A 25,110-nucleotide genomic window follows, 5' to 3' on the forward strand; every position below is an offset into this window, starting at 1 on the left:
CGGGGAGGATCTTCATTGAAACCTAATGAACAAATAAGTTGGAAGACAAACATTAAACGATGGGGGAGCGAGTTGGGCTTTGCCTCTGTAGGGTTTACTACCGCGGAATCGATCGAGGACCTCGCACCCTTGTTAGAAACACGTTTCGAAAAAGAGGTGGCAACTCCCTTTGAGATCAAGGAGATCAGGCAACGAATTGATCCTCGAGTGGTTTGGGAATACTGCAAGACAGTCGTTGCCGTTGCCTATCCACTTCCTCTTACAACTCCTCCTTTGGAAGGAGAGGGTATCATTGCTCGTTCGGCGGTTGGAGAGGACTATCATCAGGTCCTTCAAAATAAGATAAAACAACTTATCAATATAATGGTTGTCAATGGGTGGACGGGAAGCTTCCACAGTCAAGTGGATACAGGACCTTTAATTGAGCGTGCCTTCGCGTTTCGGGCAGGGATTGGATGGATTGGGCAAAACCAACAGCTCATTATTCCAGGATATGGTTCGTTTGTCACACTGGCTTTACTTTTACTGGATCGAGAGATCAAACCGGACTATCCAATGATCAACCAATGCGGAAGCTGCCAAAGATGTGTTGAAGCATGTCCGGCGCAGATCATCGGAAAAGAACCATTTGCGGCAAAACACTGCATTTCCTATCTCACACAGAGCAAAGAGGTGCTTACTCAGAAGGAACGCAGGGGCCTTGGGTTACGGGTTTTTGGATGTGACACCTGCCAGGAAGTATGCCCACATAATCAAAAGCGGCTGGCTGAGGAACAACAAGCGACCTCTTCCTCAGCTCCATCTTCACTACGACGTGGTGTTGACCTGCGGGAAACTCTTAATTTAACGAAAGGAGAGTTTCACCAACGTTTTAAAGGAACTGCAGCAGGTTGGCGTGGAAAAGGAATTCTTCAGAGAAATGCCTTTTTAGCCTTACGGAATGGGCTAGACCGAGGTGATAAAGTATGGTTAGCAGAACATGAAAAGAATAAAATAGTTCCGCCCATCATTGCTTTGTATTTAGAAGGATTAGAGAATAGTAAATAAAATTCCATTTAAAAAACTTGAAAAATGTGCACTAATAAAGAAATGATTGTGATATAATAAAATAAAAAGAATTAAGTATTTAATCTGAAAATTTAGAAAAATGGCAAACTTAGTGAAAGCTAAGGACGCAAAGCTATGGGTCGTAGAGGTATACCTAACGATTGCCAGGTTGCCAACGAATTTGCCATGCTTTTCATAAGAGCATGGCATTTTAATTTGTGGGGGAGTAAAAAAAGAAAGGAGTAATATGAATGGACGAAATGAAACAATTCATCCAGTTTAAATTGGGGTTGCAAGACTATGCTGTGGAAATGAGTTCTGTTCGAGAGATCATCAAGCCCGTGAAAGTTATAGAACTTTTGGGTGCACCGGAATTCGTTCAGGGGATTGCAAAAGTACGTGATGGAGTTGTTACCATTGTGGATTTGAGAAAGAAATTTGTAATAGCACCCACTGATGAAGGGGAGCCCAGAATCATGATTTTTGAGTCGACCAAAGAGACTGAGAAAATAGGACTATGGGTCGATGATGTCGTTGAAATTCTCGAATGCAACTCCATTGAAAAAGTCCCTAGTATTATACATCAAGGCACAATTAAAGAAATCATTAAAACAAATGAGAATATTATTCCAGTAATAAATATTGAAAGACTTTTTTCCGATGACGTTTTAACTTGGTTGAGTTCCGCTGACATTGGATAAGCCGATATTCAAGATAGTCTATGCCAAATAATTGTTAGGAGGAATTGCGATGATAGAAGATTATGTACAAATGGTTGATGTGATTTTTGAAACTGATTTTGGGAAAACATCGGTTTTCTTATTTGATCTTGAGAAATATATTCATATTAAAATGGGTTCCGTTATCAATCTGCCTTTCAAAGCTGGCGACATATTACCGGCTACGACTACGTCGTATCAATGCCTTCGAACCGGTGAAAAGGTGGAAAAAATGGTTGGGGCTGAAGTCTTAGGAGTCGCTTACACTGGAATAGCATATCCGATTAGAGAAAATGGTGTCATAATCGGTGGAATTGCCACGACAGGTTCAAATGAAAGGGAATATGCCCTAGAAAAATTGCCTTCCTTGGCCAAAGAACTTTCAGAATCTTTGGAGCAAGTTTCAGCTGCTATGGAGAATATTGCTGCTTCAGCTCAAGCTCTTGCAGATGGCGGACAAGCCCTTACGATACAATCCCAAGAAGTTAATGAAAAAGCATTACAAATGGAAGAAGTTGTAGAATACATAAATTCCGTGGCTAGCGATACAAAAGTTCTTGGACTTAACGCTTCGATCGAGGCTTCTAGAGCGGGTGAGGTTGGGAGAGGATTTGCTGTGGTAGCCTCGGAAATTCGGGCGATGGCAATATCAAGTGCCACCTCGGCAAAAGATATACGAAAAATTATCGGTAGCATACAAGGCCTTGTCGGTAAGATGACAGTGGAGTTAGAACAGGTAGGTGGTAATACACAGGAAGTCTCTGCTGCTGTTGAGGAAATTGGAGCGACCATTGAAACTTTGACATCGTCGGCAATCGCACTATCAGCTTTAGCCGAAAAAATTTGAATTCATTGCAAGAAAGTGAGGCAGTGAACAGTCTCCTTGCCTCACTCATAATAGTACTTGACTTGCGTGGTTGTCAAAAAAGCCTGATTGATCAGTCCCTAAAGGTCTGATCAATCAGGCTTTTTAAAGTTAACCTAATCTTGACTGAACAAAATGCGCGATGCGTTTGAGTGCTTCCTGAAGTTGTTCCAATGAATAGGCGTAAGAACAGCGAATATGTCCTTCTCCGGAGGGCCCGAAGGCGGTTCCTGGAACGACGGCTACATTTTCTGCCTTTAAAAGTTCTTCGGCAAACTCTTCAGAGGACAAATTTGTTTTAGATATGTCCGGGAAAACATAGAAAGCCCCTAAGGGTTCGAAACAGTCGAGGCCCATTTGCCGAAAACCATGAACCATTAGACGGCGTCGCCGATCATAAGCCGTAACCATTTCGTTTTTGGCTTCAGAGGCAGAACGTAACGCTTCTAAGGCCGCGATTTGTCCCGTGATGGGAGCGCAGAGCATGGTGTATTGATGAATACGTGTCATCCCACCGATAAGGTCTTTATGTCCGGCAACATACCCGATTCTCCATCCAGTCATGGCGTAGGATTTTGAAAAACCACTGACAAAGAGAGTGCGGTCATGCATGCCGGGCAAACTAGCAAACGAGACATGAGTTCCGCCATAGGTAAGATCTGAATAAATATCATCAGCTAAGACGAGAAGATCATGTTCAGTCACAAAGTCCGCGATAGGGAGAAGATCCTCACGATTCATGATCGCACCAGTCGGATTATTTGGGTAGGATAGAACTAAGAGCTTGGCTTTAGGCGTATAGGCCTTGGCCAAGTCTTCTACCCGTAAACGAAAGTCTTCCTTAGCGTGGGTCGGAACGTAACTAACACTGGCCCCGGCCATTGTGGCACAAGGGGCATAGGACACGTAGGATGGATCAGGAACTAAGACAACATCCCCCGGTGAGAGCACGGCTCGCATCACAAGGTCCACTGCTTCGCTCGCTCCAGTGGTGATGAGAATTTCGTGTCCCGGATCGTAGGAAAGTCCCAGGGACATATCCAAATGGTATGAAAGCTCTTCGCGCAACTCAAGGAGACCCGCGTTACTGGTATACATAGTCTGTCCTTGCTCTAAAGAAAAGATGCCACTTTCACGCACAGTCCAAGGGGTTACAAAGTCAGGTTCTCCGACTCCCAACGAAATAACATCTTTCATGGTTGCTACAAGGTCGAAAAATTTTCGAATTCCAGAGGGAGGGAGATTGGCGACATGGGGTGCAAGATAACGATTCATGGGGAAACCACGAGACGTTGAATCGTCTCTTCCTCTCCTAAAAGCTCGACCCCGTCTTGTTTGTAGCGGCGGAGCACAAAGTGAGTCGCTGTGCTCTGAATATGCTCGAGAGGGGCAAGCTTTTCAGCCACAAAAAGGGCGACATCTTGCATCGTTTTACCTTCGATGAGTAGGGATAGGTCATACCCACCTGACATAAGAAATAACGATTTTATCTCGGAAAATTTCTGTAACCGTTTGGCGATTTTGTCAAAGCCATAGCCCCGCTGTGGCAAGACCCGAACTTCAATAAGGGCGGTTACTTTTTCTTCTCCAGTTCGGTCCCAGTTAATCATAGGTTGGTAGCGGACAATGACTTTTTCCTTTTCCCAATCTCTGATACGTTTGGCGATGTATTTTGGTTTCAAGCCCGTTTGAATGGATAATTCCTCGGGTGTTAAGCGAGAGTCTTCGGAAATAATTTTGAGGAGTTTATGGTCTTCTTCAGTGAGCATTTGACACACCTCTTTTTATAAAATCAGAACAAACAAATTAATAATAAAAACAATTATACCATTCTTCTATATAACAGATCAAGATACTTGCGAAGGATCAAGCGCTGCTTTCGTGGCATTGAGAAGGCCACCGGCCAGGAGGATTTTGGCTTGGCGTTCCGTGAGATCATGCTTGACCCAAATTGGATTAGAGTCATTATCAATGGTGAGAGCAAAAGGCTCAGAAGTTTGGATGGCCTGATGAAGGTCAGAAAAGTTAAGAGTCATTTCTGAAATCAGGCGTTCAAGGTCTTCCTCATGGACAAAGGTGAGCGGAAGAATCCCAAAATTGATCAGATTGGCCCGGTGGATGCGAGCAAAACTCTGAGTCAACACTACGCGCAGCCCCAAATACATGGGGGCAAGGGCGGCGTGTTCACGACTTGAGCCTTGACCGTAATTATGGCCCGCCACTATAATGCTTTGCTTCAAGACTTTGGCCCGGGCTGCGAATTGTGCGTCAATCTTGTGAAAGGCGTATTCGGAAATTGCCGGGATATTCGAACGGAGTGGGAGGATCTTGGAGCCTGCTGGCATGATATCGTCGGTCGTCACATTGTCCCCAAGTTTAAGGATGATGGGTAAGACAAGATTGTTTTCTAGTGCAGGTGCAAGAGGAAGTGGCTGAATGTTGGGACCGCGTCGAATTGGGGTAGTAGGATCCCCGGGCGGTATAATCATGCTGTCATCGATACGAAATTGTTCTGGAAACTCTATGATAGGTTGAATCCCTAACGTTCGTGGATCAGTTAAGTATCCGGTCAAGGCACAGGCAGCAGCGACTTCAGGACTGGCTAAAAATACGGAGGCATCTTGAGTGCCACTTCGGCCTACAAAATTACGGTTAAACGTTCGGACCGAGGCACCTTTAGAGACGGGTGATTGCCCCATACCAATACACGGACCACAGGTTGATTCAAGTAGCCGTGCCCCACTATCTAAGAGGTCTGTCAAGGCACCATTATTAGAAAGCATACTCAAGACTTGACGCGACCCGGGTGAAATTACTAAGCTGATATTTGGATGAACGTGCTTTCCTTTAAGAATTTGACTAACACGCATTAGATCTTGATATGAGGAATTCGTACAACTTCCAATAGCCACTTGCTGAACGGCTGTGACCGGTTGTCCGCTGACCGAAACCACGTTGTCTGGACTATGTGGTTGTGCAACAAGCGGGACAAGCAAGGAAAGATCGATTTTCATTTCTTCATCATAGGTAGCATCGTCGTCGGCAAGGAGCGGGATAAAGTCCTCAGCCCTTCCTTGCGCTTCTAAGAACTTCAGGGTTTGTTCATCGCTGGGGAATATCGAAGATGACGCTCCTAATTCTGCGCCCATATTTGTGATAGTTGCCCTCTCAGGGACTGTAAGAGTTTTTACTCCCGGTCCGGCGTACTCGATTATTTTCCCGACACCCCCTTTTACCGTGAGGGTACGAAGAATTTCTAAGATAATATCTTTAGCGGAAACCCAGTCTGAGAGTTTCCCGGTGAGCCAAACACGAAGGACTTTGGGGCTGGGAAGATAAAAGGGTCCTCCACCCATCGCCACGGCAACATCAAGCCCTCCAGCACCCATAGCAAGCATTCCCATCCCACCAGCTGTTGGAGTATGACTGTCAGATCCAAGCAAGGTTTTCCCGGGTTTGGCGAAACGTTCTAGATGGACTTGGTGACAAATTCCGTTTCCCGGACGAGAAAAATGCGCCCCAAACCGTGCTGCTGCACTTTGCAAAAAAGCGTGATCATCGGCATTTTCAAATCCGCTCTGGAGCGTGTTATGATCTATATAACTAACCGAGCACTCGGTTTGGACTCTGGAAAGGTTCATAGCTTCAAATTGCAAGTAAGCCATGGTTCCTGTTGCGTCCTGGGTTAATGTCTGATCAATTCGGAGAGCTATTTCGTTCCCATGTTTCAAGTCCCCGGAAACAAGGTGTGAAGCAAGTATTTTCTGAGTTAAGTTTTGTGCCATGATAATTCCTCCTTTGAAGATGGTATTAACTTTACCAAAAAGAAGAAGGAACATCTAGGGTTTTCCTAAAAGTATACAGAATATCTGTTTTGGAAACATGTTTCATTATTTTAGGTTGGGTTTGCCATAATTTCAGGTTATAATAGTTTAAAGTAAGATATAGTCTTTACTACTCTAGGGATAGAAACTTATGGCTGGGAGGTATTTTAATGCCAATGTATGAATTTGGGTGTCCAAGCTGTGGGGGCGTGACTACCGAATTGTGTAAAATGGGGGAAAATGGTAAGTTGCTGTCGTGTGTTGGATGTGGGCACGCGGGGCTTATGAGACAAATCTCTGGGTTTGCAAGTTTGGGTATCTCCGGCGGGACCGGAAGCGGAAGTTGTTCACCAGGGTGTCGTGGAAACTGTACGGGGTGTCATTGAAAGGGGAATCGGTTTTGAACAAGCGGCTGAATATTGTTTTGGTTGAGCCGGAAATTCCGCCGAATACGGGGAATGTGGCTCGGCTTTGTGCTGTTACTGGAGCATCACTTCATTTGGTAAAACCATTGGGTTTTAGTATAGATGACAAGCAACTGAAACGTGCTGGTTTGGATTACTGGAACCTTCTCGATATAACAATTTATGAAAACTTCGCCGAGTTTGAGGAAAAGAACCCGGTAGGGACCCGTTACTTAGCGACCACAAAAGGTGGACGAACTCATACTGATATTGTGTACGAACCTGGAGGATACCTGCTTTTCGGAAAGGAAACGAAAGGTTTGGCACCCGAAATTTTAACGCGGTATCCAGACACAACCCTTCGCTTGCCGATGCGTGCCGAAGCCCGGTCCTTGAATTTATCAAATTCAGTAGCAGTTGTTGTTTACGAAGTTTTACGACAATGGGGTTTCCAAGGGCTTGAATAGAAAGGGGCTAAGGATAGTGGAGGGACAAACATGACGTATGGGTTGACCTTTATCATGGCCTTAATGATTGCGGTGGTTGCGACGCCAATTTCTATGAAACTAGCGATTAAGTGGGGAGCGATTGCCTATCCGGGCGGTCGCCATGTTCACAGTCGGCCGATTCCCCGACTCGGTGGTTTGGCAATGTATGTCGCGTTTTGGTTTGCTGCCTTGATCACACAAGTATGGGATGATTCAATATGGGGCCTATTTATTGGAAGCACTATTATATTTTTGGTAGGTATATGGGATGATATTTGTGAAATTCGACCTCTAGTTAAGCTGGTTTGGCAAATCGCTGCCGCTGCAATACTGCTAATACCGACCTTTGGGTTTTCCATGGATGTTATCTCCCTGCCGATCATCGGAGAGGTCAATTTTGGGACGCTTGGACTCAGTGCGATTGGCCTGTTATTAACGCTTTTTTGGGTGGTTGGCTTGGTGAACACTGTTAATATATCCGATGGATTGGATGGCCTAGCTGCTGGAATTTGTTTTTTTGTGGCAATCTTGTTGTTTTGGTCCGCAAATCGGATTGATCAAGTTCCTGCTGCACATCTTACCCTAGCGTTGGCTGGAGCGATTCTAGGCTTCCTACTCTTCAATTTCCCGCCAGCGCGTGTTTTTATGGGAGATTCGGGAAGTATGTTTCTCGGGTACATCATCGGAGGAATTTCCATCATGGGTCTTCTCAAAACGGCAACTATTCTGGGATTGGTCTTTCCGCTCCTAGTTATGGGTATGCCGGTCACAGACCTCACATTTGCAATTATTCGCCGGAAATTACGCGGCCAGTCTATGGCAACTGCAGACCGTGGGCATCTTCACCATCGCCTACTGGATGCTGGGTTGACCCAAAAACAAGCAGTGCTTTCAATGTATGGGATTAGCGCATGCTTCGGAGTGGCAGCGGTTCTAGGGGCTAAGGGGCAATGGATTTGGGCTTTAGTCGTACTTTTTGTAGTTTTCGCACTGCTCATTATCATTCTTATGCGCCGAACTGCAATGCTTATGGTTTTTAGCCGACGTCATTCTAAATAAGAGAAATTTTCAGAATTTCACCTCCAAATGGTAAGCATACACCTCTTAGGCTATCCCTGCATAGGATGCCTTAAAAGGGGGTATAAGAATGCCATTAAATGTGTTTGCCTTTTATAATGGTTTAAATGAACAAACAAAGGGTTATCCTTATCTTAAACGATACGGAAATCTTATAAACCAATTAGCCCTCTTCCAAGTATCCATTCAGAATAACGGAACCCTTGTTGGACGACCAAGCCGGCAACTGATTAATGAGGCCCATGCCATGGGAATTAAAGTCTTTTTGGTAGTTAGTAATTTAACCCAGAGTGGCCAGTTCTCCACAGCCTTACTCGGGCGTTTAGTGCGAGATCATGACTTTGCGAACCTCGTCTGGCGAAACATAAGGAATCTTTTGGTCGAGTATCAATGCGATGGAATCAACTTTGATTTAGAGAAAGCCGCTCCTCAAGACCGGTCCCTTTTTAGTCAGCTTATTCAATCTTGGTCTGATATGTTTCACCGCTCAAATTTTCTGGTTACGATTGATGTTCCAGCTAAGGATAGTGACGATCCACAGGATCCTTGGAAGGGTTCTTTTGATTATAAGTTGATCGGGCAGGCTGTCGATGGAGTGATTCTTATGACCTATGAGGAACACTGGCCAGCAAGTCCTCCAGGATCTGTCGCGTCAATACCATGGGTTACGAGTATCTTGAATTATGCGATCGCTAATATTCCACGTCAGAAAATCTACATGGGGATCCCACTTTATGGTTATGATTGGCCAGAGAGAGGGGGAGCTAAAGTTATTGGCTATCAAAGGGCCGCAGAGCTTGCACGACGTCATGGAGCTCCGTTACATTGGGACGCGATACAACACAGTTTGTATTTCCGTTATGAGGTTATGGGGGTTCGCCACACTGTGTATTTTGAAGATCCCCGAAGTCTGAGAGATAAGCTTAATCTCGCTACCCAGAAGGATATTCGGGGCGTCGCTCTATGGGAAATGAATCTTAGTTATCCTAGTTTGTGGGAAATACTTCAAACGTACGTTTAAGTACCAAAAATCTGGTAGGAGGTTGAAGAATGCGTATCCGTTTCCATGGACATGCCTGCTTTGAGATTGAAGGAGAAGCAGGGAGAATTCTAATTGATCCTTTCTTGACAGGTAACCCGAGTACAACGACTAAACCCGACGACTTTACTCAACTTGATGCGATTTTAGTGACTCATGGGCATCATGACCATTTAGGAGATTCTGTTTATTTGTCTAAGCGGACAGGAGCTCCTATTATTGCTGTTGCGGAGTTAGCGGCTTATTGTCGAAAGCAAGGCGCTGAAACACATGCTATGCATATAGGTGGAAAGCACCTGTTTCCCTTTGGTTGGGTTAGGCCTACTCTAGCCCTACATGGATCCGGAATTGAGAACCCTGACGGAGGGCACATGATTTATGGCGGTCCGCCCTGCGGGTTTTTGGTTAAATTCGAAGGAAAATGGCTTTACCATGCGGGTGATACTGGATTATTTGGCGACATGGAACTCATCGGTCGACGGCATCCCCTTGAGGTTGCTATGCTTCCGATCGGAGATAATTTTGTCATGGGTGTTGAGGAAGCAGTACATGCCTCACAATTACTACGACCCAAAATTGTTATTCCAATGCATTATAATACGTTCCCACTGATTGCCCAGGATGCGGGAGAGTTTGTTCATCTCCTTCAGCGCAGGGTTCCAGAGAGTCAGGGAAAAGTGCTAAAGCCTGGTGAAATATTGGAAATTTAATAGGAACTAAATGATAAAAATATCCCGCTTGATTTTAAGCGGGATATTTTTATGAGGAAATGGCAAAACTTAATGCTGAGGAGAATTAAGGATTCCTAATTAAAGGAGATGAAAATTATGACAAGAAAATTATGTTCTCTTCGTTGCCTCTATGGAATCGAAGGTCACTGCCGTTTAGAACACATTCTAGGAGAAAAGGGACCGAATTGTCCCCATTATGAAGAAGATTTTAATATCATGAGCAGAGGGAGGATCTAAAGTGAAACAGTCAAAACCGAAAGTGAAGCGAATAGATCCGTTAGAGCCGCTGAAAATGGAGATTGCAGCGGAATTGGGCTTGATCGATCAGATTCAGAGCGCTGGTTGGCATTCTTTGAGTGCCAAGGATGCGGGGAGAATCGGAGGACTCATGACTCAGAGACGGCGAAAGAATGTTTAAAGCATGGTTGAATAGTGAATGTTGTGATACAATAATAGCTTGTATAGTAATAAGTGGGGAGAGTTTATCAGTTGACAAAGCATCAACAAATTCTAACGTTTATTGAAGATCTCGCTATTGGCAGTAAGGTCTCGGTGCGTTTTATCGCTAAAGAGCTTGACGTCAGTGAAGGGACAGCATATCGAGCTATTAAAGAGGCGGAGTCTAAAGGATTTGTCCGGTCGATTCCCAAAGTAGGAACGATTCGTATTGAAGGGGTCAAAGAACGACAAATCGAAGACCTAACGTTGCGTGAAGTTTCACAGATCGCCGAAGGGGTTGTTATCTGCGGTTTTGAACATCTCGATCGCTCACCCAATAAGTTCGTGATTGCGGCGATGGAATTAGAGTCTATGGGACGTTATCTGGAAGAAGATTCGCTGTGTATTGTTGGAAACCGTCGGGACGCCCAGATTTGTGCCTTGGAAAATCAAGCTTCTCTGTTAGTTACGGGGGGATTAGAACCCGATGAAGAAGTAGTGACCCTAGCGCGTCAAAAGAAATTAGTAATTATTCAATCCCCTTATGATACATTTGCTGTCACTACGATGATCAATCGTGCTCTTTATGATCGGTTAATTGAAAAAGAACTTATTTTAGTGGAAGATATCATGGTCAGAGATGTAAACTTTTTAAAGGCAGATGCGACAGTTGAAGATTGGCACACGCTTTCGCAGAGCACAGACCACAGCCGATTTCCTGTTGTAGATGCAGATATGACTCTGATTGGAATCGTTTCGGCGGTTGAAGTTGCCGGAGAAGATGTTAAAACTAGGGTCAAAGACGTCATGAATGTGACCCCTTTTATTGTGGGTCATGATGATCCGGTCACCCATATTTCTCGAATCATGGTTTGGGAAGGCTGGGAGATTGCTGTCGTGGCAGATCAAGGCAAGCTGATAGGAATTATTAGCTTGCAAGATGTCATTGAAGCCTACCAGCAGGTTCAGAAACAACCTCAGTTTGGTGAAACAGTGGACAATCTAGTCTTAAGTGGGTTCCGGTATGTCGATGATGCTGAGCATCTCACGATTGAAGGGGAAATTACTAATTCTATGGTTAATGACTATGGCTCCGCAAGCTGTGGAGTTATCGTTACGGTCATGAATATGGCTGGTTATATTGGGTTGCGCAAGAAGTATCGACTGGATGCGATCACCGAGAATTTTACGCTTTATCAGCTTCAGCCTATCCCAGTGGGGACTGAAATTAAGGTCACGGCCAAACTTCTCTTGGTGGCCAAAAAGCATTGCAATATTGAAGTAGAAGTCACAGTGAATAACGCTATTGTTGCTAAAGGTCTTATGACGGCTAGGATTGGGGATAAGAAGTTGGTCAGTGAATCTGCCCTTTAAGAGGATGATTGGATAATATCTCTACCACTGATTATGCTTGAAGATTCGGGCCTTGATTTTATCAAGGCCTTTAATGTGCTCAGACTTACTTTTTTGAAGCTCTCCGACACCTCCATGGGACAAGAACGATTTAGGAATGTCGAATAATCATGCTTCAAACATATTGTTTGCTTATTAGTGCTAGGAAAAGTAATATTATGATGGGAGAGAGAATGGATATCCATGTGGGGAAAGATGGTGAAGCCTTGTGAATACAGATATAATTGATGATGCTACCCATAGCAGATTTGTCCACTTGCATAACCACACGGAATTTAGCTTGCTTGATGGAGCAGCACGAATCAATAATTTGGTCAGGCGTGCGGTAGACTTAAAAATGCCCGCTTTGGCTATTACTGATCATGGGGTCATGTATGGAGTCATCGATTTCTACAAGGCTTGCAAAAAAGCAGGGATTAAACCGATTATCGGTTGTGAAGTCTATGTAGCCCCCAATAAACGGACAGATCGGATACCTGGGAAGGACGATTCCCATCATCATTTGGTCTTATTGGCTGAGAATGAGCAGGGGTATCGCAATTTGATTCGACTTGTTTCGATGGCTCATACTGAAGGCTTTTATTATAAGCCTCGAGTTGATAAAGAAATTCTTCGCAAGCACTCTGCGGGCCTTATTGCGTTGAGTGCCTGTTTGGCCGGAGAGATAGCGGATTATCTGGTACATGATCAATTGGATATGGCAGTGCAGAGCGCGCTTGATTATGAGGATATTTTCGGAAAGGAAAATTTCTTTCTTGAAATTCAGGATCACGGTCTAGAGGAACAGCGCAAAGTCATTCGGGAAATGTGGAAAGTGCATGAACGCACGGGGATTCCGATGGTAGCAACGAATGATGTGCATTATGTTAACCGTGAGGATGCTCTTGTTCAAGATGCTTTACTCTGTATCCAAACCGGTAAAACTTTGTCAGATACCGCTCGGATGCGTTTCTCTAGTCAGGAATTCTTTCTCAAGTCTGAAGAGGAAATGGCTTTACAGTTCGGAGAACATCCTGAATTATTGGAAAATACGTTTCGAATTGCTGAACGCTGTCAGGTGGATTTCCATTTTGGAGGAAATTTATTACCGGTATTTGAAGTTCCTCAAGGGTACACATTAGAAGGTTTTCTCGAGGCCGAATGTCGCAGTGCCTTTCCGCGTTTCTATCCACAAATGAAGGAAGTAGAGCGTGAACGTTTGGATTATGAGCTCCAAGTTATCTTTCAAACGGGGTTTGCAGGATATTTCCTGATTGTTGCAGATTTCTGTCGTTTTGCAAGGGAAAACTGCGTGGCAGTCGGGCCTGGGCGGGGGTCAGCGGCAGCAAGTATGGTGGCGTATTTATTAGGAATCACATCGGTTGAACCGCTGCGCCATGATTTGCTTTTTGAACGGTTCTTAAATCCGGATCGAATCTCGATGCCGGATATTGACATAGATTTTGACCCGGAAGGCCGGGAACGTGTGATCCGTTATGTCACGGAAAAATATGGCTCAGATAAGGTGTGCCAAATCATTACTTTTGGAACCATGGGTGCAAAAGCGGCAATTCGGGACGGGGGGCGGGTTTTAGGGATTCCCTTGGCCAGAGTGGACAAGGTAGCGAAAGCGATTCCTTCTGATTTAGGGATGACCTTGGAAAAAGCCTTAAGTGCATCTCCTGATTTGGCTCGTATGGTCGAAGAGGACGAAGAGATCAAGCGGCTTTATACCTTAGCTCGGTCTCTCGAAGGGATGACGAGACACGCTTCTACGCATGCAGCAGGAATTGTTATCTCTAAAGATCCTCTTATGAATCATCTCCCCCTTCAGAGGACGTCGGAGGACTTTGTCATGACCCAATTTCCGATGAAAGTGGTCGAGGAAATTGGGCTCCTAAAGATGGACTTTCTAGGGCTGCGAAACTTGACGATTTTACAAGAGGCTGTGCGACGGATTGAGGAGACTCAGGGGTTAAAGCTAGATTTTCAAACTCTGACACTGGATGATCCTCGGACGTATACGCTCTTAGCGTCCGGAAACAGTACGGGAATCTTTCAACTGGAAAGCGGCGGTATGCGCGCTATTTTGAAGGAGCTCAAGCCAACCTGTTTTGAGGATATTATAGCAGTTTTGGCTTTATATCGACCCGGTCCGATGGAACAAATCCCGGAGTTTATCCGCCGAAAACACGGGGGCAATATCACGTATCTACATCCAAAACTGGAGACGATTCTTAAATCGACCTACGGGATTATCGTTTATCAGGAACAAGTCATGCAGATCGCTCGTGATCTTGGTGGATATTCTCTGGGTCGAGCGGATTTGCTCCGCCGGGCGATGGGGAAAAAGAAAAAGGAAATCATGGAAGAGGAGCGCCAGAACTTCATTGAGGGGTTACAAGATGAGGATGGAACATGGATTATCCCCGGCGCACTTCGGATTGGTTTGACGCGTCAAGATGCAGAAGTAATTTTTGATCTAATGGCGAAGTTTGCCGAGTATGGTTTTAACAAGGGGCATGCAACAGCCTATGCCGTGATTTCGTATCAGACGGCCTATTTAAAAGCAAACTATCCCTTAGAGTTCATGGCTGCTCTTTTAAGCACTGTTATGGGCTCATCGGATAAAATATCGTTTTATATTCAAGATGCAAAGCTGAGTGGAATTCAAGTGCTCCCTCCCGACGTCCAATTCAGCCTAGTCGGATTTTCCACTGAGGAGCAGGCGATCCGTTTTGGATTGGGAGCTATCCGCAATGTGGGGGTCAATGTTGTGGAAAAGATCTTAGAAGCTCGTAAAGATGGCCTTTTTAAATCCCTAGATGATTTCTGCATGCGTGTCGATCAAAAGGTTTTAAACCGACGTGTTCTAGAAAGTTTAGTTCGTGCTGGTGCCTTTAGTTCGTTTTGTTCAAGAGCACAGGCGATGGCTGTTTTGGACCAGGTTTTAGATACAGCGCAACGTCGACAAAAAGACAGGCTTTCGGGTCAATTTTCCCTTTTCGATTTGGATGAAGGGCTTGACGAGGGAATTAAACTACCCCAACTTCCAGATTTTCATGAACGCCTGATTCTTGATATGGAAAAGGAATACCTAGGTCTCTATTTAAGTGGACACCCGCTTTCCTCCGTTATGCCTCAATTACAGCCTTATATGTCGTCTGATATCCTGACTTGTCTGGAAGGCGAGGAGGAGAAGAAAGTGGCGCTTGGAGGATTAGTAACGGGATTTCGGCAAAATGTAACTAAAAAGGGCGAAATGATGGCGAGCTTTGTTTTGGAAGATTTATCAGGAGGAATTGAGGTTTTAGTTTTCCCACGAATCTATGCTCAAATCCATTCAATGGCCAATGATCAGGTGATCGTTGTGGTAGGGCGGTACAATATTCGGGATGAGGAGAAAAAGATCTTCGCTGAGAAAATCACAAAAATTGAGGACTTAGAGCCTTCACCTATTCTGAAAAACGTCTCTGCTAAAACGGCAGGAAAGCGTCTTTTTCTAAGGTTTCCCGATGATAAAAGCTATCTTATGCAGCAAGTATTGAATATTTTACAGCGTTTTCCTGGAAATCAACCGGTTTACTTCTATTTTGAGGAAAACCAGAAAGTTATTGAAGGAAAACAAGAATTTTGGGTTAATGATGGAGATGAACTTAACAGTGCGCTTCGAGAAGTGATGGACCCCCGTAATATGATCTGGAAACCCGCTAAAAATTTTGCCTAAAGAGGTTTCCACTAGCAGGATTATTAACTTTTAAGGCGAAATCCATGGAAATATCTGAAATAAAAAGGAGATTCATTGTGCGTACAGCGATTTATCCCGGAACATTCGATCCGGTAACCAACGGACATCTCGATATTTTAATCCGGGGGAAAGAATTGTTTGACGGAGTGACTATCGCCATTGCCGCTGATAGTAATAAGGCTCCTTTGTTTACGCTCGGAGAGAGAATGGAACTTCTTTTAGAATCAACAAAGGACATGCCTAATGTCAGTGTCCGTGTTTTTGAGGGGTTGACGGTTGAATTTGCACGTCAATGTGGTGCGGTAGCCATTCTTCGAGGACTTCGCGCACTGTCAGATTTTGAATATGAATTCCAACTTGCCTTAATGAACAAAAAAATTGCACCGGATATTGAAACAGTTTTTTTGATGACTCAGAGTGAATTTTCGTTTATTAGTTCAAGTGCGATTAAATTAACAGCTAGTTTGCATGCTAGTATTTCGGATTTTGTGCCACCCCATGTCGAAAAAGCATTGATGTCTAAATTTTCCGGAATACGCTCGGATTCAAATGATCAGGAGTAGAATGGGCATTTGTTTGCACAATCTAAAAGGCTATGGTATCATAATACGTATTTAATAAGGGGGCTTTACCAGAATGTGGACCGTCATATATATTGCACCCAATAAGATAATCGCTGAAAAATATAAGACAATCCTCACCGACGAAGGGATGCTTGTTCAACTTCGCCCGATTGGTTCAGCGCATCTTGGCGATCATGCTTCAGTTGAGATTCTTGTACCAGAATCTGAAGCAGAAGAAGCCCATGAAATCATCACTGGCGCCATAGGGAGCTAACCATGTTTAAAGATATATTCAGAAAACCTAAGTATGTTACGATTCAATCTGCTCCATCCCAGAAACGTGCTCCGTCGGATGTTCCTTTGCAACAACCCTTGACGATTAGCAAGAAAGAGCTTCCTGATGGTCTTTGGGTTAAGTGCCCGAAGTGTGGGGAAGTTCTGTTTAACAAAAATCTCGAGGAAAACGCAAGAGTTTGCACGACATGTGAGTATCATTTCAGAATTACGGCAAGGGTGCGCCTTGGGTTATTGGCTGATGAGGATAGTTTCCAAGAATGGGATTCCGAAATGATAACACGCGATCCCTTGGAGTTTCCTGGTTATGAAGAAAAGCTCCTTGAAGCACAGGGGAAGTCAGGAATGACGGAAGGTGTGCTTACAGGATATGCCATGATTGAGGGGATCCCTGTTGTTCTAGCTTTCAATGAAGCAAGTTTCATGATGGGCAGCATGGGCGCTGTCGTAGGGGAAAAAATTACTCGCGCGATTGAACGTGCGATTGATATGCGTTTACCCGTGGTTATGTTTTCTACTTCGGGGGGCGCTCGAATGCAAGAAGGAATTATCTCGTTATACCAAATGGCAAAGACCAGTGCTGCTTTAGGACGGCTAGCTGAAAATCACTTGCTGTATATTTCCGTACTTACAGATCCCACATTTGGAGGGGTCACAGCCAGCTATGCTTCCCTTGGGGACATTTCGATTGCTGAGCCTAATGCTTTAATTGGATTTACGGGACCGCGAGTGATTAAACAGACCATGAGGCAAGAGCTTCCTGTAGGTGCACAAACGGCAGAGTTTAACCAAGAGCATGGCCTAATTGATTTGATTGTAGAGCGATCCCAGATGCGCTCTACTTTAGCTCGTTTGTTGCGATACCATCAGGAAGGGGTATAGTATGGCGCAACTGTTTGATTTTGAAAAACCTATTTTGGAACTGGAAAAGAAAATCTCGGAAATTCAGAAGTTCTCCGCTGATAAGGGAATGGACCTTTCTCAGGAAGTGGCTACCCTTGAAAAGAGAGTAGTCCTTCTGAAGAAAGAAATTTACGGTAGCCTTGAGCCTTGGCAGAAAGTTCAGATTGCTAGGCATCCTGAACGACCTAATTTTTATGACTACGCTTCATTGTTGTTTGAAGACTTTATAGAACTTAAGGGTGATCGACTTTTTGCGGATGATCGCTCGATTGCGGGTGGGATTGCACTTTTCCACGGAAAAGTTGTGACAGTGATTGCCCAGGTTAAGGGGAGGGACACGAAGGAGAATATTAAACGTAACTTCGGCATGCCTCATCCTGAAGGGTATCGCAAAGCGTTGCGCCTGATGGATCAGGCTGAAAAATTCGGACGTCCGATCTTGACGTTCATTGACACTCCCGGGGCCGCCTGTGACTTAGCAGCTGAGGAACGTGGGCAGGGCGAGGCTATTGCCAGATGTCTTCTTGCGATGTCGGGATATCGGGTTCCTGTGATTAGTACTGTGATCGGAGAGGGCGGAAGTGGTGGAGCTCTCGCTCTTGGAGTGGGTAATGTGGTCTTGATGCTTGAGAATTCCTTTTACTCTGTTATTGCTCCAGAAAGTTGCGCCTCCATTCTATGGAAAGACACCACTAAGGCGAAGGAAGCGGCAGCTGCTCTGAAATTTACGGCACAGGACTTGAAACGGCTTGGAGTCGTTGATGAAATAGTACGAGAGCCTCTAGGCGGGGCCCATAACAACCTCAACCAGACCGCAGAAGAATTATCACAGGCCATTTCGAAGTACCTCGTGCGTCTCCGTTCAGAGGCTCCTGAAGCTCTGAAGGATCAGCGATATCAGAAGTTGCGTTCAATTGGAGTTTTTGAAGAAAAAGTTACATTAAATCTAACAAAAGGCTTGACTAAGTCGCTAGATTGATGGTATTATAACTAAGTCGTCATTGAACATCTGGCGAATAACATTGGGCGAGTGGCGGAATGGCAGACGCGTCGGTCTCAAAATCCGATATATGTGAGTATGTGGGGGTTCAAGTCCCCCCTCGCCCACCACAAAGAACTTATAAAAAGAGCCTATAAAGGCTCTTTTTTTGTACGTAAAGCACTAGTGCGAAAACGGGGGACGGTTCTTGCTTTTAAACCTCTTCAAATGATAATATAAAGCAAAAAAGGTACTTATTAAATGGAATTGAAATAGAACATCTAAAGACCTTACAAACACTGAAAGAGATGGGGCTTTCAGGAAACTTTCAGCTTTCCTTCAGCATCGATTCAGCCGAGTATTGCATAATAAGGCAATGTGGCGAAAATAAGATTTTCCTTAATCTTTAGGGGGTAAAGGTATGCAGAAACTAAAGGGAATCAAAGTATTGCTAGTCGATGATGAACCGAATATATTGCAATTTTTAGAGATGGGTCTTCAGGATGAAGGATTTGAGGTACTTACGGCTCAAGACGGGATGACAGCCGTAACGCTCGCCAAACAATTTCAGCCCCATATTATTATACTGGATGTCATGATGCCCGGCATGGACGGTTTCGAAGTATGTCGAATGCTCAAGAAGACTGAAGATGTGGCCATTATAATGCTGACGGCTAAGGATGAAGTGGACGATCGTGTAAAAGGGCTCACTCTGGGGGCCGATGATTACATGATGAAACCGTTCAGTTTTGAGGAATTGCTAGCACGTATTCATGCTAGAATCCGAAATCAATTCCCCAATTTGATGGGGGAAGTTGTAATTGGAGCCTTTCGAATTGATGACAGGCGCAAAGAAATCCTTTACGAGCAACGGATTCTGGAACTCTCAACAACCGAGTATGAGCTGCTCAAATTTTTAGTACTCAATCAAGGCTTAGTTTTAAGCAAAGCGAAAATATTGGACAAAGTATGGGGCTATGACTTTGGTGGAGATGAAAATATTGTAGAGGTGTATATACGGTCGCTTAGGGAAAAGTTAAATGACAAAGAACATCGTTTAATTCGCACCTTGCGCGGGGCGGGATACAGGGTTGACCTGTAATGAAAACAAACTCGCTACGCTTTCAACTACTATCACGTTCTTTACTGCTCATGGCTGTATTACTTGTAATCATCGGATTTTCGCAATATATCTTCATGCGGGAGTTTATATACCAAAATAAAGCAATAAGTGTACAAAGTCAGATTCGATCAATTCCTCCAGATGCATGGGGAAAATGGGTGAATAATACAGACGGTGATAATCACGATAAAACACCAGGTAACCCCCCAGATAATATAGAGATCACTTCGGGTGATCATGAAGGAAGCGATCACGACCATGCCTTCATTAGCGAATCAAATGACGGTCGAAATCGTGTCCCTTTTTTCTTTTTACCAGACTCCACCATCGCCTTCTACGAGACGAATGGGACTTTTACGGTACTTTCTAATTCACTAACGACTGGTGGAATCCCTTCTAAACTTGCTGAGCAGGATTATAAAGACGCCATGGGTTCAAAAGCTGGATTGATGTACAAAGTCTTGAACCAAACAGCGGGAAGTGAGCAATTGATCGTTCTGCAACCTATTCAAACAAAGGGTCAATTGCTCGGAGTTGTGCAGGTAGATGTAAGTACTAAGCCCTTAAAGGATATTTTAACTCGGCAACTTTTGACGTTTCTGTCGATTTCATTACTCGCGTTAATCGGTGGTATGTTGGCCTTTATTCCTGTGTTGAGAAAAACGTTGGTTCCTTTATCCAAGATGGTGGATACAGTGGAACAAATCGACGCCGGAAATCTAGCCGAACGATTACCGGTTGGACAGGGGCAAGTGGAAATTGACCGTTTGGCAGTCTCTTTTAATGGAATGTTGGAAAGACTGGAATGTTCGTTTGAGGCGGAAAAAGAGGCAAAAGAGCAGATGCGGCGCTTTGTCGCTGACGCCTCTCATGAGCTTCGCACTCCCTTGACCTCTATTCACGGTTTTTTAGAGGTACTGCTCCGTGGTGCGATGAATCAACCGGATAAGTTGCATAGGTCTTTGAAGAGCATGTACGCTGAATCTGAGCGCATGAAAAAGCTGGTTCAAGACCTTCTTTTACTTGCGAAGCTGGATCGATCACCGAATATCCAGCTTAGTGAGGGAGAACTGGGCGAGATAATGAAGGAAATGGCACCGCAGTTAAGGTTATTAGCGGGAAACCGCAAAGTTAGCCTGCGACTTACTTCGAATTTGAGATGCCGCTTTGATGCGGATAAGATGAAGCAGGTGATCTTAAATCTCTTTCATAATGCGGTACAGCATACGGATTCAGAGAAGGGGGATATCCGACTTTCGTTGGAAACCGCTCCCGCCGGTGGGGTAGAACTTACCGTGAGAGATAACGGTTCTGGCATACAGGAGGAGCATTTGCCTAAGCTGTTTAACCGTTTTTATCGAAGTGATTCTTCGAGAACTCGTAAATACGGTGGTGCGGGACTCGGTTTGGCAATCACTAAATCGATTGTAGAACTTCATGGAGGTACGATACGGGTAGAAAGTTTTGCAGAGGAAGGAACCATCTTTTATGTATGGTTACCCGCAATCTAATAGACCACACGATTAGGTAGAAAATGCAATTACGGCTCTATTCGCTGATTTATGGCGAATGGAGCCGTTTCTTTTGACCCTGAGCCCAAAACTTTACATATAGAATTTGAGTGAATGGAAGAAGATAGAGGAAAAAAGCGTAGGGTATGAAGCCGGTCAGACTTACATTCATCGTTGAAGAAGGAACAAAGGCCGCCGTATTCCAGGGTATCAGAGCTGCCAACGGTACGCAGGTATTTTCTAAGTCAACTGCCAATTGGTAATGATCAAATTTGTTTTTAACATAAACCTTGTTCATTAGAGAATTAGTTAAAACGATAGCGATCGTTTGGCTGCACCCTAAGAGGGCGGTGAGAATGCTTACGGTCGTCGTCGTCAGGAACGTGGCAGGGCGAGATTTCGCTCTTAATAGAATCTCGTCTAAATCTTCCAGAATGTTTGTTTCTGCAAAAAGTCCTGCCCAACAACAGGAAACAAAAACGACAACCGATACTTTCCACATTGAAAAGATCCCACCGCCCTTCAGGATGGTCCTAAGTGAACTATCTATGTCTAGATTAAAACCTAACAGCACAATTCTTAAAATTTCAAGGACATTGTAATGTTGTCGGCTAAAACTAATAATCGAAGCTAGCAAAATGCTTACGAGCATCGATATTTTTACGTCAACCCTTAGGATTGCGAGAATGAGTATGGCTAGTGCTGGCAATAAGGCTACCCAATGAAGCCCAAAAATGTTGGAGATTTCATAGGTCATAGTGCTTTCTGTAAACGTTAAGGGATGATGTAACGACAACAATAGGTATAGGAAAATTGACATAATAAAGGAGACAGTTCCTGTCGTTAACATAGCCTTTATGTTTGGATAAAGATCGGTTTCCGTCAAATGGGCAACTAAATTGGCACTTGAGGACATAGGGGAGCAACGATCACCAAAATAGGCCCCAGCAATAATAGCTCCGGCGGCGATATCTGCATCGATATTGCCGCTCTTAGCCATTAAAATTAAGGATAAGCCTACGGTACTCACCGTTCCGAAAGAGGTTCCTAGTAGGAAGGATACCAAACAACTTATAAGAAATGCGTACATTATAAAAAGCTTTGGGTCAATAAGCTTTATGCCATAATAAAGAATAGCTGGAGTGGTTCCTGAGGCCATCCAGAGGGATGTTATGGCACCAACCAACACGAGGATACGCAAGACAATAAACGATTTTTTGCCTCCCTGATAGGACATTCGTATAATATCTTTCATCGGATATCCCCTTAGCCAGGCAATGAAAGCAAAATTCAATAAACAAAGTACCAGCGGAAAACCAATAAATATTCCATGAAGGGTGCAGAAAATTAGAAGGACAAACGCGATAATTACGCTGATAATAATGTATGAATTCCCTTGTTTCATGGTTTACCCCCTTATGATACTTTTGAATTCTCTGTGGTTATTTAATCTGATATGTACAGTGTGTAGTATAATAAGTTTAATTAGAATCCACAAGGGAAGAAGTGCACAATTCAGACAAAAGCTCAATTACGGCTCTATTCGCTAATTCATTGGTGGATAGAGCCGTTTTTGTACGCCTGTTTCTATTTATAGTCATTCAGCTGATCTTCAGCAAACACTCAATTAACATTCAGGTAGCGTTTAGGCTCGATTCAGGAACGAGAGTTATAGTAATGGAGAACCAAGAGAACGGAACGATGCGACGTCAGACATTAATTTGTAAAGGAGTTTTCTGAAACAATGAAATTATTAAAATCTAAACATATTGATCCGTTACTGATTGGAATTTGCTTATTAGCCGCTTTTTTAAATATCTACGGTATTTGGAAGGACCAATATGCTAATGCCTATTACACAGCTGCAGTCACTAGTATGCTGCAAAGTCTTCACAACTTCTTCTTCGCTTCCTTTGATCCGGGGGGGTTCGTGACCGTGGATAAACCTCCCGTAGCATTCTGGATCCAGACGATGTTCGCATCGGTGTTTGGTGTGCATGGCTGGAGTGTCATTTTGCCGCAAGCTCTGGCAGGAGTAGGGTCTGTACTGCTAATTTACGCACTTATTAAACCATCTTTTGGTAAAACAGCAGCTCGGTTCTCAGCTTTAGTAGCCGCCTGTACCCCGATCGCAGTGGCTGCAAGCCGCTCAAATAATGTCGATAGTTTATTGGTTTTCACGCTTCTCTCTGTAACTTGGATGTTATTCAAGGCTATTAAAACAAAAAAGTGGAGTTGGTCCATCGCTGCTTTTTCTACGATCGGGGTAGGTTTTAATATCAAAATGCTCCAAGCTTATATGGTACTGCCTGCCTTTTATCTATTTTATTTAATTGCTTTCAAGGTTAATTGGAAAAAGAAAATGGGTGTGCTTGCCGCCTCAACTGTAGCCTTGTTGATTGTATCGTTATCATGGCCCCTCATTGTAGACAGCATTCCGAAGGAAAACCGTCCTTATGTTGGTAGCAGTCAAACAAATTCGGTGTTGGAACTGGCATTCGGTTATAACGGCATTTCTCGCCTCACAGGTCAGGGAGGACCAGGAGGCGGCAATCGAGCAGGAGATGGTGGCGGAATTCCTGCTTCGCAGGAAATGTCCGGGCAAAGGCAAGATGACGGAGGGCAGATGCCTACAGGACTGCAAGGTCAACCATTGACTGGCCAAAGTTCAGATGGCGGTGGATTAAGTCAAAACTCGGCTGGGCAGAACCCAGCCATTGATGACAATAATTCAAACCGTCAAATGAGAGATGGTGGCCCAGGTGGTGGAGCGCCGGGCGATGGAGGTAATGGAGGCAATGGTATGTTCAACACTGGAACGGCCGGACCGCTCCGCTTATTCCAACCCCAGTTATCTGGACAAATCAGTTGGCTGCTTCCTTTTGCCTTGTTGGCAGCGGTCGGCCTGTTGCTTGGAATTCGTCCCAAAAAACCACTGACCGATAAGCAGAAAGAAAGCCTATTTTGGCTGGCTTGGTTAATACCTATGATGGGGTTCTTCAGTGTAGCAGGGTTTTTTCATCAGTACTATCTAATTATGTTAGCTCCACCTATTGCAGCTCTGACAGGAGCAGGTTGGGTAGAACTCTTTAACTTTAACCGCAACCGCGAAGGCTGGAAACGATGGTTGCTGCCAGTGGGATTTTTAGGAACGACAGCTTTTGAGATCTATATTCTATTGCCTTATAAGACACAAATCGGCTTAGGTTTGCCAATTGCTGTAGGGGTTGTAGGAATCGTGGTTTCCCTCATTCTATGCTTACCTCTATCCACTCGAACTTTGGGGCGTGAACTAAAAATCTCGATCTCCAGAGTAGCTGCTTTGGGAGGAATTTTGATACTACTAGTAGCTCCGCTTTATTGGGCTACTACGCCGCTCATCTACGGAGATAACGCCATGATGCCAGCAGCAGGACCGCAAAATGGAGCGGGTATGCACGGCCAAGGTCCGGGACAAGACCAGGCGCAGGCCCAGTCGAAAGTTCAAGTACAAGATCAAACGCAGAATCTAACACAAGATCAGACACACGTTCAGGCGCCTAACCAATCACAAGGCCAGCCCCAAGAAAATGTTGACACACAATTACTTGCTTATCTAACCGCCAACAATACGGGTGAAAAATACCTATTTGCAACGACCAACGCTGGCACAGCCGAAGCCTACATTATTAATACCGGTAAGGCAGTGATGGCGATGGGCGGGTTTTCTGGCTCCGATCCTATCCTCACCGTAGACAAATTAAAACAAATGGTTGCTAACAAAGAGGTCAAATATTTCTTGAGTTCCTCCGGCGGACCAGGAGGAGGAAGCTCAGACGTTCAGGCATGGATTATCCAAAACGGGAAAGTAGTCCCGCAGACAGAGTGGCAGTCAAGCACGAATAATGGGAATTTCCAGGGAGGTAAGGGTATGAACGGCTCCCAAACTTTATACGAAATCAAATTTTAAAAAGTAGGAGGCAGAG

At 44.4% G+C, this 25,110-nt stretch carries 23 protein-coding genes, 1 tRNA gene and 1 riboswitch; of the genes, 20 read left to right on the forward strand and 4 right to left on the reverse strand.

The window, feature by feature from the left end; all coding sequences use genetic code 11:
* The first annotated feature begins 15 nt into the window (after positions 1-15).
* The 3 genes from queG to E4K68_RS13120 all read left to right on the forward strand — a co-directional run bounded on the left by queG (position 16) and on the right by E4K68_RS13120 (position 2,613).
* Positions 16-1,047, forward strand: coding sequence for a tRNA epoxyqueuosine(34) reductase QueG (queG, locus tag E4K68_RS13110; RefSeq protein ID WP_135379393.1), 1,032 nt, complete (start codon positions 16-18; stop codon positions 1,045-1,047).
* Between the two features lie 92 nt (positions 1,048-1,139).
* Positions 1,140-1,224, forward strand: a riboswitch (cyclic di-GMP riboswitch).
* A 74-nt stretch (positions 1,225-1,298) separates the two neighbouring features.
* Positions 1,299-1,748 carry a chemotaxis protein CheW gene (locus tag E4K68_RS13115; protein ID WP_135379394.1) on the forward strand — a complete coding sequence of 150 codons (450 nt, stop codon included), beginning with the start codon at positions 1,299-1,301 and terminating at the stop codon, positions 1,746-1,748.
* Positions 1,749-1,797: 49 nt separating this feature from the next.
* Positions 1,798-2,613 carry a methyl-accepting chemotaxis protein gene (locus tag E4K68_RS13120; RefSeq protein WP_135379395.1) on the forward strand — a complete coding sequence of 272 codons (816 nt, stop codon included), beginning with the start codon at positions 1,798-1,800 and terminating at the stop codon, positions 2,611-2,613.
* A 129-nt stretch (positions 2,614-2,742) separates the two neighbouring features.
* On the opposite strand, the gene E4K68_RS13125 is transcribed toward E4K68_RS13120, so the two are convergent.
* The 3 genes from E4K68_RS13125 to E4K68_RS13135 form a co-directional block, all read right to left on the reverse strand.
* Entirely contained in the window at positions 2,743-3,906 is a 1,164-nt protein-coding gene (locus E4K68_RS13125; protein WP_135379396.1) for an aminotransferase class I/II-fold pyridoxal phosphate-dependent enzyme, read from the reverse strand.
* Positions 3,903-4,400, reverse strand: coding sequence for an Lrp/AsnC family transcriptional regulator (locus E4K68_RS13130; protein WP_135379397.1), 498 nt, complete (start codon positions 4,398-4,400; stop codon positions 3,903-3,905). Before E4K68_RS13130 ends, E4K68_RS13125 begins: the two co-directional genes overlap by 4 nt.
* 78 nt (positions 4,401-4,478) lie before the next feature.
* Positions 4,479-6,416 carry an aconitate hydratase gene (locus E4K68_RS13135; protein WP_135379398.1) on the reverse strand — a complete coding sequence of 646 codons (1,938 nt, stop codon included), beginning with the start codon at positions 6,414-6,416 and terminating at the stop codon, positions 4,479-4,481.
* Between the two features lie 209 nt (positions 6,417-6,625).
* On the opposite strand from E4K68_RS13135, the gene E4K68_RS21100 reads away from it, so the two are divergent.
* From E4K68_RS21100 to E4K68_RS13215, 16 genes are all read left to right on the forward strand, one after another.
* Positions 6,626-6,841 (forward strand): FmdB family zinc ribbon protein, encoded by a 216-nt coding sequence (locus E4K68_RS21100; RefSeq protein WP_135379399.1) that lies wholly within the window; start codon positions 6,626-6,628, stop codon positions 6,839-6,841.
* Positions 6,842-6,855: 14 nt separating this feature from the next.
* Positions 6,856-7,326: a tRNA (cytidine(34)-2'-O)-methyltransferase gene (locus E4K68_RS13145; protein WP_243450359.1), complete on the forward strand. Its 471-nt coding sequence runs from the start codon at positions 6,856-6,858 to the stop codon at positions 7,324-7,326.
* A gap of 30 nt (positions 7,327-7,356) precedes the next feature.
* Complete coding sequence (locus E4K68_RS13150; RefSeq protein WP_135379401.1) at positions 7,357-8,406, forward strand: MraY family glycosyltransferase; 1,050 nt, start codon at positions 7,357-7,359, stop codon at positions 8,404-8,406.
* Positions 8,407-8,494: 88 nt separating this feature from the next.
* Positions 8,495-9,445, forward strand: a complete 951-nt coding sequence (locus E4K68_RS13155; protein WP_135379402.1) for a glycosyl hydrolase family 18 protein — start codon at positions 8,495-8,497, stop codon at positions 9,443-9,445.
* Positions 9,446-9,474: 29 nt separating this feature from the next.
* Entirely contained in the window at positions 9,475-10,173 is a 699-nt protein-coding gene (locus E4K68_RS13160) for a metal-dependent hydrolase (RefSeq protein WP_135379403.1), read from the forward strand.
* A gap of 117 nt (positions 10,174-10,290) precedes the next feature.
* Positions 10,291-10,431 (forward strand): cleavage protein, encoded by a 141-nt coding sequence (locus E4K68_RS13165; protein ID WP_135379404.1) that lies wholly within the window; start codon positions 10,291-10,293, stop codon positions 10,429-10,431.
* Between the two features lies 1 nt (position 10,432).
* Positions 10,433-10,612, forward strand: a complete 180-nt coding sequence (locus E4K68_RS13170; protein ID WP_199241766.1) for a small, acid-soluble spore protein, alpha/beta type — start codon at positions 10,433-10,435, stop codon at positions 10,610-10,612.
* Positions 10,613-10,683: 71 nt separating this feature from the next.
* On the forward strand, positions 10,684-12,006 hold the full coding sequence (locus tag E4K68_RS13175) for a DRTGG domain-containing protein (RefSeq protein ID WP_135379405.1): 1,323 nt from the start codon (positions 10,684-10,686) through the stop codon (positions 12,004-12,006).
* Positions 12,007-12,253: 247 nt separating this feature from the next.
* Positions 12,254-15,751: a DNA polymerase III subunit alpha gene (locus E4K68_RS13180; RefSeq protein ID WP_243450360.1), complete on the forward strand. Its 3,498-nt coding sequence runs from the start codon at positions 12,254-12,256 to the stop codon at positions 15,749-15,751.
* A 77-nt stretch (positions 15,752-15,828) separates the two neighbouring features.
* Positions 15,829-16,335, forward strand: a complete 507-nt coding sequence (gene coaD / locus E4K68_RS13185; RefSeq protein ID WP_135379406.1) for a pantetheine-phosphate adenylyltransferase — start codon at positions 15,829-15,831, stop codon at positions 16,333-16,335.
* Between the two features lie 73 nt (positions 16,336-16,408).
* On the forward strand, positions 16,409-16,609 hold the full coding sequence (locus E4K68_RS13190; RefSeq protein WP_135379407.1) for a DUF2007 domain-containing protein: 201 nt from the start codon (positions 16,409-16,411) through the stop codon (positions 16,607-16,609).
* Positions 16,610-16,611: 2 nt separating this feature from the next.
* The gene (gene accD, locus E4K68_RS13195; protein ID WP_135379408.1) at positions 16,612-17,511 is read left to right on the forward strand and encodes an acetyl-CoA carboxylase, carboxyltransferase subunit beta; all 900 of its coding nucleotides are present in this window, start codon (positions 16,612-16,614) and stop codon (positions 17,509-17,511) included.
* A 1-nt stretch (position 17,512) separates the two neighbouring features.
* Positions 17,513-18,511, forward strand: a complete 999-nt coding sequence (locus E4K68_RS13200; protein ID WP_135379409.1) for an acetyl-CoA carboxylase carboxyltransferase subunit alpha — start codon at positions 17,513-17,515, stop codon at positions 18,509-18,511.
* Positions 18,512-18,556: 45 nt separating this feature from the next.
* A tRNA-Leu gene (locus tag E4K68_RS13205) sits at positions 18,557-18,642 on the forward strand.
* Positions 18,643-18,932: 290 nt separating this feature from the next.
* Positions 18,933-19,613 (forward strand): response regulator transcription factor, encoded by a 681-nt coding sequence (locus tag E4K68_RS13210; protein WP_135379410.1) that lies wholly within the window; start codon positions 18,933-18,935, stop codon positions 19,611-19,613.
* A 50-nt stretch (positions 19,614-19,663) separates the two neighbouring features.
* A complete protein-coding gene (locus E4K68_RS13215; protein WP_135379411.1) occupies positions 19,664-21,145 on the forward strand; it encodes a HAMP domain-containing sensor histidine kinase in 1,482 nt (493 codons plus the stop codon).
* Positions 21,146-21,194: 49 nt separating this feature from the next.
* Here E4K68_RS13215 and E4K68_RS13220 read toward each other — a convergent pair whose 3' ends face one another.
* Positions 21,195-22,550 (reverse strand): Na+/H+ antiporter NhaC family protein, encoded by a 1,356-nt coding sequence (locus E4K68_RS13220; protein WP_135379412.1) that lies wholly within the window; start codon positions 22,548-22,550, stop codon positions 21,195-21,197.
* Positions 22,551-22,889: 339 nt separating this feature from the next.
* Here E4K68_RS13220 and E4K68_RS13225 point away from each other — a divergent pair, with 339 nt between their 5' ends.
* Positions 22,890-25,094, forward strand: a complete 2,205-nt coding sequence (locus tag E4K68_RS13225; protein WP_135379413.1) for a glycosyltransferase family 39 protein — start codon at positions 22,890-22,892, stop codon at positions 25,092-25,094.
* Positions 25,095-25,110: the final 16 nt, after the last annotated feature.

This window comes from Desulfosporosinus sp. Sb-LF (genome assembly GCF_004766055.1).
Classification (GTDB): domain Bacteria; phylum Bacillota; class Desulfitobacteriia; order Desulfitobacteriales; family Desulfitobacteriaceae; genus Desulfosporosinus.

Bases quoted from the DNA above. Each gene is read 5' to 3' on its own strand.
- E4K68_RS13225 (WP_135379413.1), top strand. From the start codon at position 22,890: ATGAAATTATTAAAATCTAAACATATTGATCCGTTACTGATTGGAATT.
- E4K68_RS13215 (WP_135379411.1), top strand. From the start codon at position 19,664: ATGGCTGTATTACTTGTAATCATCGGATTTTCGCAATATATCTTCATG.
- E4K68_RS13150 (WP_135379401.1), top strand. From the start codon at position 7,357: ATGACGTATGGGTTGACCTTTATCATGGCCTTAATGATTGCGGTGGTT.
- E4K68_RS13125 (WP_135379396.1), bottom strand. From the start codon at position 3,906: ATGAATCGTTATCTTGCACCCCATGTCGCCAATCTCCCTCCCTCTGGA.
- E4K68_RS13135 (WP_135379398.1), bottom strand. From the start codon at position 6,416: ATGGCACAAAACTTAACTCAGAAAATACTTGCTTCACACCTTGTTTCC.
- E4K68_RS13165 (WP_135379404.1), top strand. From the start codon at position 10,291: ATGACAAGAAAATTATGTTCTCTTCGTTGCCTCTATGGAATCGAAGGT.
- accD (WP_135379408.1), top strand. From the start codon at position 16,612: ATGTTTAAAGATATATTCAGAAAACCTAAGTATGTTACGATTCAATCT.
- E4K68_RS13220 (WP_135379412.1), bottom strand. From the start codon at position 22,550: ATGAAACAAGGGAATTCATACATTATTATCAGCGTAATTATCGCGTTT.
- E4K68_RS13190 (WP_135379407.1), top strand. From the start codon at position 16,409: ATGTGGACCGTCATATATATTGCACCCAATAAGATAATCGCTGAAAAA.
- E4K68_RS13115 (WP_135379394.1), top strand. From the start codon at position 1,299: ATGGACGAAATGAAACAATTCATCCAGTTTAAATTGGGGTTGCAAGAC.
- E4K68_RS13120 (WP_135379395.1), top strand. From the start codon at position 1,798: ATGATAGAAGATTATGTACAAATGGTTGATGTGATTTTTGAAACTGAT.
- E4K68_RS13160 (WP_135379403.1), top strand. From the start codon at position 9,475: ATGCGTATCCGTTTCCATGGACATGCCTGCTTTGAGATTGAAGGAGAA.
- E4K68_RS21100 (WP_135379399.1), top strand. From the start codon at position 6,626: ATGCCAATGTATGAATTTGGGTGTCCAAGCTGTGGGGGCGTGACTACC.
- E4K68_RS13130 (WP_135379397.1), bottom strand. From the start codon at position 4,400: ATGCTCACTGAAGAAGACCATAAACTCCTCAAAATTATTTCCGAAGAC.
- E4K68_RS13155 (WP_135379402.1), top strand. From the start codon at position 8,495: ATGCCATTAAATGTGTTTGCCTTTTATAATGGTTTAAATGAACAAACA.
- E4K68_RS13210 (WP_135379410.1), top strand. From the start codon at position 18,933: ATGCAGAAACTAAAGGGAATCAAAGTATTGCTAGTCGATGATGAACCG.
- E4K68_RS13200 (WP_135379409.1), top strand. From the start codon at position 17,513: ATGGCGCAACTGTTTGATTTTGAAAAACCTATTTTGGAACTGGAAAAG.